This window comes from Pseudotabrizicola algicola (genome assembly GCF_010915705.1).
Classification (GTDB): domain Bacteria; phylum Pseudomonadota; class Alphaproteobacteria; order Rhodobacterales; family Rhodobacteraceae; genus Pseudotabrizicola; species Pseudotabrizicola algicola.
On record NZ_JAAIKE010000022.1, the window covers coordinates 1 to 10,845 of the forward strand.

Annotated in this window: 9 protein-coding genes; 4 read left to right on the top strand and 5 right to left on the bottom strand. The window is 63.0% G+C overall.

What is annotated here, in order from left to right; translation table 11 throughout:
* Positions 1–23: 23 nt before the first annotated feature.
* The 4 genes from G3572_RS21655 (at position 24) to G3572_RS21670 (ending at position 4,849) form a co-directional block, all read left to right on the top strand.
* Positions 24–1,103 (top strand): ABC transporter ATP-binding protein, encoded by a 1,080-nt coding sequence (locus tag G3572_RS21655; protein ID WP_164615782.1) that lies wholly within the window; start codon positions 24–26, stop codon positions 1,101–1,103.
* A gap of 7 nt (positions 1,104–1,110) precedes the next feature.
* On the top strand, positions 1,111–2,490 hold the full coding sequence (locus G3572_RS21660; protein ID WP_164615784.1) for an amidohydrolase family protein: 1,380 nt from the start codon (positions 1,111–1,113) through the stop codon (positions 2,488–2,490).
* A gap of 61 nt (positions 2,491–2,551) precedes the next feature.
* Positions 2,552–3,307 (top strand): maleate cis-trans isomerase family protein, encoded by a 756-nt coding sequence (locus tag G3572_RS21665; RefSeq protein ID WP_164615786.1) that lies wholly within the window; start codon positions 2,552–2,554, stop codon positions 3,305–3,307.
* Positions 3,308–3,319: 12 nt separating this feature from the next.
* A complete protein-coding gene (locus tag G3572_RS21670; RefSeq protein ID WP_164615788.1) occupies positions 3,320–4,849 on the top strand; it encodes an amidohydrolase family protein in 1,530 nt (509 codons plus the stop codon).
* Between the two features lie 70 nt (positions 4,850–4,919).
* Here the strand turns inward: G3572_RS21670 and G3572_RS21675 are convergent, their stop codons facing one another.
* From G3572_RS21675 to G3572_RS21695, 5 genes are all read right to left on the bottom strand, one after another.
* On the bottom strand, positions 4,920–5,753 hold the full coding sequence (locus G3572_RS21675) for a carbohydrate ABC transporter permease (protein ID WP_164615790.1): 834 nt from the start codon (positions 5,751–5,753) through the stop codon (positions 4,920–4,922).
* The gene (locus G3572_RS21680; RefSeq protein ID WP_164615792.1) at positions 5,750–6,607 is read right to left on the bottom strand and encodes a carbohydrate ABC transporter permease; all 858 of its coding nucleotides are present in this window, start codon (positions 6,605–6,607) and stop codon (positions 5,750–5,752) included. Before G3572_RS21680 ends, G3572_RS21675 begins: the two co-directional genes overlap by 4 nt.
* A 66-nt stretch (positions 6,608–6,673) precedes the next feature.
* Positions 6,674–7,951 carry a sugar ABC transporter substrate-binding protein gene (locus tag G3572_RS21685; protein ID WP_164615794.1) on the bottom strand — a complete coding sequence of 426 codons (1,278 nt, stop codon included), beginning with the start codon at positions 7,949–7,951 and terminating at the stop codon, positions 6,674–6,676.
* 477 nt (positions 7,952–8,428) lie between these two features.
* Complete coding sequence (locus tag G3572_RS21690) at positions 8,429–9,553, bottom strand: ABC transporter ATP-binding protein (protein WP_164615796.1); 1,125 nt, start codon at positions 9,551–9,553, stop codon at positions 8,429–8,431.
* 150 nt (positions 9,554–9,703) lie between these two features.
* Positions 9,704–10,534, bottom strand: a complete 831-nt coding sequence (locus tag G3572_RS21695) for a serine hydrolase (protein ID WP_205518856.1) — start codon at positions 10,532–10,534, stop codon at positions 9,704–9,706.
* Positions 10,535–10,845: the final 311 nt, after the last annotated feature.

The window sequence follows — 10,845 nt, forward strand, 5'->3', positions numbered from 1 at the left end:
TCGACTGAAGGAAGGGCATCGCGATGCTGATAAATCTGGACGGCGTTTCAAAGGCTTTCGGTAATTACGACGTCTTGCGCGACATCAGCTTTGGGGTACCGAAAGGGTCGTTCACGATCCTGGTGGGGCCGTCGGGCTGTGGCAAATCCACCCTGTTGCGCATGATCGCGGGGATCGAGGACCCGACGGGGGGCACCATCTCGATCGCAGGGCGGGTGGTGAATGACGTGGAGCCCAAGCACCGCGACATCGCGATGGTGTTTCAGAACTACGCGCTCTACCCGCATATGACGGTTGCGCAGAATATGGGCTTTTCGTTGACCATGCGCGCCACGCCCAAGGCCGAGATCGCCGCCGCCGTGGCGCGTGCTGCCGATATTCTGGGCCTGACGCCGTTGCTGGACCGCAAGCCGTCCGAATTGTCGGGCGGTCAGCGCCAGCGTGTTGCGATGGGTCGGGCCATCGTGCGCGAACCGGTGGCGTTCCTGTTCGATGAACCGCTGTCCAACCTGGATGCGCAATTGCGCGGCCAGATGCGCGCCGAAATCCGCGCGCTGCATCGCCGCTTGGGGGCCACGTCGATCTATGTCACCCATGACCAGGTCGAAGCCATGACCATGGCCGATCAGATCGTGGTGCTGCGCGCAGGCCGGATCGAACAGATCGGCGCGCCGCTGGACCTGTATGACCGACCGGCGAACAGCTTCGTGGCGTCCTTCATCGGCAGCCCCGGCATGAACCTGCTGCGCGCCCGCGCCACCAGTGATGGCGCGCTTGTCGTGACGGGGCTGGACACGCCGTGGACGCTGCCCCGCCCTGCCCGGCTGGCACCAGATCAGCCGGTGCTTCTGGGCGTGCGCCCGCAGCACATGGTCCTGACCGACGCTCCGGACGCGCCCGAAATCATCGTTGATTCGGTTGAACAGATGGGGGCCGAGCAATCCATCGTCGCCCGCGCTGGGGATCAGACCGTTTCGCTGGTCGTGCGCGACCGGCGCGTCATCACCCCGGGCGACCGCCTGCGCGTGACGCTGGAGCCGGAGGGGCTGCACCTGTTCGACCCCGATACCGGTATGCGTCTGGCGCAGGACATCTGGGGCTAGTTGCGCAATGCACACGGCACCCGATATCCTGATCGCCGCGGGCACGATCCTGACCGCCGATCCGCAGCGCCCGCAGATCGATAGCGGCTGGATCGAAGTGACGGGCGACCGCATCACCGCCCTGCACGATACCCCGCCCGACCCCGTGGGTCCGACGACGCAGGTGATCGACGCCCGGGGTCTCGTGGTCACCCCCGGTTTCGTCAATGTGCACACGCATGCCATCCTGAGCATGTTGCGCGGCGTCGCCGAGGATATGGGCTTTGCCCCCGCCTACACTATGGGCGTTCCCCATGGCCATGACGTGCGGCCCGATGAAGCCCATGCCCTGGCCCAGTTGGGCGGGCTGGAGGCACTTTTGTTCGGGTCAACCCTGATCAATGACAGCTTCACGCATCAGGACATCGCGCTGGATGCGATGCGCGACACGGGCATTCGGGCCTGGGGATGCGGGCGCATCCATGACGTGGACTTCACGCGGGTGCATCTTGGGCAGTGGGACTATGACACCGCCATCGGGGCGCAGACGCTGGATCTGGCCACCGACCTGATCGCGCAATTCCACGACCCCGTGACATTGCGCACCGGGGTGGTCCTGGCCCCGCACGCCCCCGATACCTGTAGCACCGACCTGCTGCGGCAGGTGGCGGCGATGCGCGATGCGACGGGGCTGCACATCAACACCCATGTCGCCCAAAGCCGGGTCGAGGTTGATCTGATCGCCAGGCGTGACGGATGCAGCCCGGTCGAATTGCTGGAGGATGTGGGCCTGCTGGATGACAGGCTGATTGCGGCGCATTGCATCCACCTGACCGACAGCGACATCGCACGGCTGGGCCGGGCCCGCGTGACGCTGGCCCACATCGCCAAGGGCAACCAGACGCATGGCCGAACGGCGCCCACCGATGCGCTGCTGGCGCAGGGCGCGCGGCTGGCGCTGGCCACAGACAACATGCATGCCGACATGGTCGAATTGATGCGCTGGGGTCTAGCCACGGGGCGGCTGCAACAACAGGGGATCAGCGATGACTGGCAACCTGCCCGGCTGTTCCACGCTGCCACGATAGGCGGCGCGCAGGCGCTGGGACTGGGCAACGAATTGGGGTCCGTACAGGTGGGCAAGCGCGCCGATCTGGTCCTGTTCGACTTTCGCCGCCCGCATCTTCGCCCGCTGACGAATGTTCTGGGCACGCTGGTGCACACGGCACAGGGGCGCGATGTGGACAAGGTTATCGTCGGAGGACGCCTTGTAGTGGACGGCGGAGAGCCGCTTCTGGTTGACCGCGTCGGCGTGATCGAACGCGCCGAAGCCGCCGCCCGCGCTCTGTGGTCGCGCGCCCGCACCGAAGCGCTTGGTCAGCGTGCTTCGCAAGGCTATCCCAAGTGAACGGATCAATACCCCACGAAAAGACATCACCCGCCATCACCTGAAGAAAGACCTAAACACGATGACCCAGTCCCCCAAAGCCCTGCGGTTGGGCATGTTGACCCCGTCGTCCAACACCGTGCTGGAACCCGAGACGCAGGCGCTATTGGCGCCGATGGCCGGGGCGGTCAGTGCGCATTTCGGGCGCTTCCGGGTCACGCAGATCGGTCTGGATACCGCCGCCGAAAGCCAGTTCGCGCTGGAACCCATCCTTGTCGCCGCTGACCTGCTGGCCGATGCCAAGCCCGATGTGATCGCCTGGAACGGCACATCGGCCAGCTGGCGCGGCTTTGACACGGACCGGCGGCTATGCGCGGAGATCGCGGCGCGCAGCGGGGTGCAGGCGACATCTGCGGTGCTGGCCTTCAACGCGGCGATGGCAGCGCTGGGGGTCAAGCGGCTGGGGCTGGTCACGCCCTACACGCCCGATGTGCAGGCGGCCATCTCGCGCAACTATGCCGCCCACGGGATCGATATTGCCGCCGAGGCGCATGCGGGGCTGCGTGACAATTATTCCTTCGCAGAATTGTCCGAAGACCGCGTGGCCCAGATGTGCCGCGATGTGGCCGCATCGCGCCCCGATGCCATCGCCATTGTCTGCACCAATATGCGCGGCGCCCGCCGTGCCGCGGCGCTGGAGGCAGAGCTGAACATCCCCATCCTGGATTCCGTCGCCGTCACGCTTTGGGGCTGTCTGACCAAGATCGGTGCGGACCCGGCGCCTCTGAAGGGCTTTGGGCGCCTGTTCGCCCTGCGCGCGCCCGGCGACGCGCTGTAAGCTGGCCCTGTCATGGCCCAGACTGTAACGCGCCTTGCCGGCGTTCTTGCGCATCTGCCCGAAAAACTGACGCCTGACGGCGACGTGCTGGCGCGGGTCGATATCGACATTGCCGGCGCGCTGATCGCGGGCGTGACGCCCCCGGGGCACACCCCGCCCCCAGACGGGGCGCGCGTGATCGACGGGTCGCGTCTGTTTGCCGTGCCAGGCCTGATCAACAGCCATTACCACAGCCACGAAAACTTTCAGAAAGGGCGCTTCGAAGGGCTGACGCTGGAATTATGGATGAACCTTGTGCGCCCGCTGACCCCCGTGCCGGTCACGCCCGAGCAGGTCTATCTGCGCACGATGATCGGGGCCATCCAGGCGCTGCGCAGCGGCACGACGACGATTGTGGATGATCTGAACCCCGGCGCTGGTCCGGATACGGCGCTGATTGATGCCGCGATGCGCGCATATGACGATGCGGGCATCCGTGCCTATGTCGGGCCGACGCTGTTTGACCGCCCCTTCTTTCGCGCTGTTCCCTTTGTCGAAGACAGCTTTCCCCCCGATCTGCTGGCGGAACTGGACGCCTTGCCCCCGCCGCCTGCGCAGAAGCTGCTGGACTTGGCCGAAACCATGGCCCGCACGCGCCACCCGCGCGATCACCGCGTGGCCTTTATTCTGGCGCCGTCCGCCCCGCAACGCTGCAGCGACGCGTTCCTGATGCGGGTGCGCGATCTGGCGGATCGACATGACCTGCCGGTCATCATCCATGTGCATGAAACGCGCTTGCAGGTGGTGACAGGGCAGCAGCTTTACGGGTGCAGCATGATCGCGCATCTGCACGCGCTGGGGTTCCTGCGGCCTGCGACGTCGATCATTCACGGGGTTTGGGTCAGCGACGACGATCTGGACCTGATCGCGCAAAGCGGGGCCAGCGTGCAGCACAACCCCGTCAGCAACCTGAAGCTGGGAAGCGGCCTTGCGCCGTTGCGGGCGATGCTGGCGCGGGGCATCAATGTCAGCCTGGGCAGTGATGGCTGCGGATCCATAGAATCCGTGGATATGCTGCGCGTGCTGGCGGCGACGCCGCTGTTGCAGACCCTGCGCGACGGTGACCCGTCGGACTGGATCACCTCGACCGAGGCGCTGGACGCCGCGACCCGTGGCGGCGCGCGCGCTCTGGGGCGCGAAGATCTGGGCGTTCTGCGCGCAGGTGCGCGGGCGGACATTGCGCTTTATGACACCCATTCCATCGCGATGACGCCCCTGAACAACCCGTTGCGGCAGCTGGTCTTTGCCGAAACGGGGATGGGCCTGCGGCACCTGTTCGTGGATGGCGCGCAGGTGATGGCGGATGGACACCTGACGCGTGTCGACGAAAGCGAAATCATCGCGCGCATCCATGACGCGGCGGCCAAGCTTTCCCCCGCCATCGCCCGGGCCGAAGCCAGCGTCGGGCGTATCCGCGCAGCGTATGAGGTCATTCATGCCCGCTGCTGCGCCACCCCGATCCCGGCGGATGTGCTGCCTGCGAAACTGCCCAAGGCCCCCTGACACCACAAAACCCGGTCCGGCGGATGCGCAGACCGGGTTTCAGGACCACCCCGTCCTGGGGATGGGGGCGTTAGCCCTTGCCCCCCATCGATGCGACGGACGATGTGAAGTATTTCTGAAAATAGGTGATGATGATCATCGGGATCAGCGCGATGAAGAACGCGGCTGTGAAGATCAGGTTATACTGCGTCCCTTCGACATTGTCGGTGAATTGCGCAATCGCCACCGCGGCCACCTTGTACTTCGTGTCCGGGGCGATCAGCAGCGGCCACAGATAGGCCTGCCACTGGAACAGGAACAGGATCAGCCCCGCCGTGATGTGCGCAGGGCGCGACAGCGGCAGATAGATGCGCCAGAAGATACCAAAGGTGCTCATCCCGTCGACAACGCCAGCTTCGCGCAATTCCTTGGGAATACCCAGAAAGAATTGCCGATACAGGAACACGGCCAGCCCGTTGCCGATGCCCGGCAGGATCAACCCGATATAGGTGTTCTGCAGGCCCGCATCCAGCATTAGCCCGAACAGCGGCAGCGCGATCGCGTCGAACGGGATCAGGAAGCTGACGACGATCAGGAAGAACACGAATTCGCGGCCCCGAAAGCGCATGACAGCCAGCGCAAAGCCCGCCATCGCGCAGAGGATCAACCCGAAGGCCACGGCCACGACCGTGACAAAGACGGAATTGAACAGCGCGCGCGTGAAATCGCTTTGAAACAGCATCACGATATTGGCGATGGTCGTGTCCGTAGGCCACAACGTCCGCCAGCTGAGCGGTGAGAGGTATCTGAAAATATCCTCTCTGGGTCGCAGGGCGCCGACCGCGACCCACCAGATGGGCAGGAAGAACAGCAGACCGCAGGCCGCAGCGGCAAGGGGGCGGAAGGAAAAGCGACGGGTGGTCATGCGGCATTATCCTCTGGCGCTTGCATCATTCGGAACTGGATCAGAACAACCGCCAACACCACTGTGACCAGCACCACGGTCGCGGCGGCAGCGCTGCTGCGGTCGCCCTGGACAAAGCCAAGGGTGAAGATTTCGTTCATGATCAGGTTGGTAGACCCCCTTGGCCCCCCCTGCGTCAGGATCTGCACGGGCGCAAAGACCAGGAAATTGGCCACTGTATTGGCTACCAGCACAAAGGTCAGCGTGCGGCGCAGTTGCGGCAGCGTGACATAGCGGAATGTCTGCCAGCGATTGGCGCCATCGATGCGCACGGCTTCATACAGGGATTTCGGGATTTCCTGCAGGCCCGCCAGCAGGAAGGTCATCCAGTAGCCGACCCCCACCCAGCTGACGATCAGTATGATCGACCACAGTGCCTGATCGGGGGATGTCAGGAAGCGTTGGGGATCAATCCCCATGGTCATCAACAGCGCGTTGATCGGCCCGTCCGGGCGCAGGCCAATGCCCCAGATCACCGCCGATACGCTAAGCGGCACGGCAGCGGGCAACAGCACCAGCGTGCGCCACAGCCCGATCATGGCGGTTTTCGTGTTCAGCAGCAGCGCCAGCATCAGTGCCATGGCAATCTGCAGCGGGTTCACGATCAGCGAATAGATGGCCGACACCATCAGCGATTGCTGAAACACCCTGTCGGAAAAAATGAAGCGGTAATTGTCCAGGCTGATCTGGTCGGACCGTGGCGCATAAAGCGAATCCACGAAGGCCGCCGTGGCTGGCCAGATGCGCAGCACGATCAGCAGCAGCAAGGTCGGACCCAGAAAGGCCAGCAGGACAGTCGGTTTCGCAACGCGCATCAGGCAGCTTTCCCTTATCGGCAAAAAGGTCGGCACCCCGGACAGGGTGCCGACCCGATCTGTCGCTTAGCGTTGACGCGCCAGCAGTCCTTCCAGACGCGCCTGGGTGTCAGCCAAAACCTCTGCCGCGCTTTCGCCGTTGCGGATATCACCGATGGCGCGGCCGATTTCCGTTTCGAACGCGATGAACCCGACGGATGTGGGACGCGGAACGGCGGTGTTTTGCAGTTCATACGCCATGATTTCCATAGCCGGGCCGATTTTCGGGATCAGGTTGTCGAAGCGCGACATGTATTCGACCATGGCTTCGGCGTGGAGCGGCACGTTCGGCACCAGCGTCGTGGACAGGCGAGAGCCCTCTTCCGTCAGCGTCGCGAATTCGATGAATGTGCGCGCCGCGTCCAGATTGGCGGCGGCGGGGTTGATGGCCACAGCCCAACTGCCTGTTGCCGTGACCGGCGTGCCACCTTCGAAATAAGGGTGCGGGGCCACGCCGTAATTCAGCCCCTCTGCCGCTTCGAAGGCACCGATGGACCAGGGACCGGACACGAAATACGCAACCTCACCCCGGGCGAACAGGTCGGTCGTCTGGCCCGGCGTGATGCCGCGCGGGGTCAGCCCGATTTCGAACAGATCGCCATACCATTCCGCCGCCCGCACCCATGCGTCATTGGTGATGTCGACGGTCATGTTGCCTTCGCCTGTCAGGCCCGACCCGCCGCCCGCAGATTCAAACAGCGCCTGAAGCTGATAGTAACGGTCCACCTGTTCGAACAGCAGACCATGGGGCGCACCCGCTTGCTGTGCCGCGCGCGCATCGTCCACGACCGCTTCCCAGGTCATGCGATCCGCAATGGCGGATGAAGGCGCGTCCAGCCCGGCTGCGTCCAGCAGATCGCGGTTGAAATACAGGAATTGCGACGTGGTCCACAGCGGATAGGCCCAAACCGACCCTTCGGCGCTTACCATGGACATGGCGACATCGCTTTGCACAGCTTCCGCAATCGCGTCGCGCCGGTCATCCAAGTTCATCAGATAGCCCCGCGCGGACATCGCCGCGATGCGGGGCGTATCGGCATAGAACAGATCGATCGTGCTGTCGCCGCGCCCGACACGGGTTTCAATGGCGGTAACCAGGTCGGCAAACGGCACCACCTGCACGTTGATGGTGATGTCGGGGTGCTGTGCATTGAACGCTTCAATGACCGACTCCCAGCGGCCATCCGAATGGGTGATCAGAAAGTTCACCGTGGACTGCGCAAGGGCCGCCGTGCTGCTCAGCAGAAATACCGCAAGCGACACGGCCCCACGGGTGGCGGAATGGCGTTTGATTTTGTCTAGCATGATCTTTCCCTTTGTTGGGGGCAAGCGGAAATATCCCGCAGCTCATATGGTCGGTTCTGGTTGAATTACAGATGAAGTTTTTGCAGGCATTTGCCCGCATCTGGTGGCCAGGATTCAGATGAACCGGCCCTTCCGGCTGCTACGACAGGTCTTTTTCCATTCACGAATTCCTGCGTTCTTCACTTCCTTCTTCATGCTTTCCTTTCAGTCGTTTTCTGTCAAGGAATTTTACAAAGGATTTATAAAAAGCGAAAATTCAGGCTTATTTTCATGCCTAGATTTTTATCGCGCCGAGTACATGTGCAGCATAATAAATGATAGTTTCAGTATCAAGATTTTGGCCTGAATCCGGACGGACAGACCATCATTTGAGTGGGCAATATTCTTTTTATTTCGGCCTTGGGCCGAATCAAATTGAGTTCAAATTAGTTTTTTTTCACGATAGATGTTCCCCATCCCCCTTCCTATAGAACCCAATCAGATCGTCGCAGTTCGTCCATCGGGCAGATTGGCAATATCTGCCAGGTTGCCCAATCGCTGACCGCCCTCTGCGTCAAACACATGCGCCAGGTGGTTCATGAATGAAAACGTCATCAGGCCACCGACAGCATGCGTGTGAATGCCCGGCACGACCGACCACAGGCGCACGCCATTGGCCGCCAGTTCGATCGCGGTCTGGGACCCGGTGATCTCGGTTTGATTGACGCTGGCCGCAAATCCTCCCTGCCCCGACGCCGGGATCAGGTGTTCGGGGCGGATGCCGATCTGGATGGATTGACCCGGCGCAAGTCTGCTGCCCGCGCCTGCGGGAATCGTCCATCCCGTAGCCAAGGTGATGACAACTTGACCATTTTCGCCCTGCTCGACCCGCGCGGGCACGATGTTCATGGCGGGCGAGCCGATGAATTGCGCCACGAACACATTCTGCGGCGATTCATATAGGGAGATCGGATCACCCGCCTGTTCGATCCGGCCCTTGCGCAGGACGACAACCTTGTCAGCCAGGGTCATCGCCTCGATCTGGTCATGGGTGACATAGATGGATGTACGCTGCATAGATTTGTGGAAATGCTTGATTTCAGCACGCATCTGGACGCGCAATTTGGCATCCAGATTGGATAGCGGTTCATCAAACAGGAATACGCTGGGTTTTCGCACCATCGCGCGCCCCATTGCCACCCGCTGGCGCTGCCCACCGGACAATTGCGCGGGGCGGCGGTCTAGCAGATCCTGCAATTCCAGCATTGCTGCAGCTTCATTGACCAGGCGATCAATTTCAGCCTTCGGGAATTTGGAAATATGCAGATTCAGTCCGATATTCTCCCGAACCGTTATATGCGGATAAAGCGCGTAATTCTGAAACACCATCGCCACATTGCGCGCCTTGGGTTCCGCGTCATTCACGCGCTGATCGTCAAAATAGATGGACCCGCTGGTAATGTCTTCCAACCCCGCGATCATACGCAGGATGGTGGATTTGCCGCAGCCGGACGGGCCGACCAAAGCCACGAATGACCCGTCTTCTATTTCCAGATCCAGGCCATGGACCACATCCACATCGCCAAAGGATTTGCGCAGGTTTTCTAGTCGGATGCGTGTCATGATTGGCCCTGCTTGTGCTGGTTGGACCGGGGCGCGCTGCAGGTCAGACGACCTGTTCGCGTCATGCGGTCGGATCGTCTGAAATGCGCTGGGCATTGTGCCGCGTTGCGGGGCCGTACAGTGGGATGGCCGGACATTCCGCACGCCATGTCACTCTCCGCCCTGGTCAGTGATCTGCTGGCGGATCGCCGCGATCCACGGGTTGATCGCTTCGGGTTTGATCCAGCGCGCGACCGCCACCAGGTCCAGCACCGGGTCGACCCAGATCAGGGTGGTGCCGACGCCCATGGCAAACACAGCCTCGGACGACGCACCGGGATGCAGCGCGCCGCCACGGTTGAACCACCACAGCCCGCCATAGACCGGCTGAAGCGCGCAAGGTTGCAGGACCGCGTCCAGCGCCACGGCACTGATGCAGCGGCGCGCGCCATCGGCACCGCTCCCCAGAACCAGCCGCCCCAATGTCAGGTGATGCGTGACCGACGCCACCACACCGCCGCCCCAATGGCCACCACCGACCGCAACTTCGACCTCGCGCCCGTCCAGCGCGATGGTGCTGCGCGTTCCGTAGCCATGCCAGCGAAAGCCCGTGCTCGCGTCAAAAGCCGGATGGATCGCTGCCATCGTATCGGCCAGTGACTGGCCGAACAGCCGCGTCAGCGCCAGGCACAGCGCATTGACGCGCACATCGTTGTAATCCCAGTAAGTTCCGGGTGCTTGCAGCGGCGTGCCCCGATCGAACCGGTCACGGCTTTCGGTAGGGGCAAGCTGGCGGTCACGATCGACTGTGTGGGGAATGTCGAACAGATCGCCTTCCCACTCGCTCGTCTGGTCCAGAAGCTGGCGCCACGTCACCTGCCGGTTGTGAGCCGACGCGAAGGCGGCATCGTCAATGCTGGCCGCGACGGGCTGGTCCAGACCCGCGATCAACCCGCGATCCAGCGCATGGGCCGCGACAATGCCGAGATAGCTTTTGGCCACGCTGAACGCCATATCGGCCCGCGCCACGTCCCCCCCAGCGGGCCAGTTCGCGCCCGGCCCGAACGACCATCCCGGACGGGCCGCCTCGGTCGTAGACAGGGCCCACGACAACATTCCAGGGCGGCGGATCGAAGGTCTGCCCTTCGATCACTGCGCGAATGTCGGCGGGCCATGGGCAGGGGGCGGCAAGGGCCACATCTGCCACGGACGGGGTGGAGGCCGCGTCCCGCATCACGCAAGCCCCCCGTTACGGTGCAGCGGGATCGGGACGAAGGGGGGGCGGGGTGAACGCATGGCCGGGCCTGTCCGTG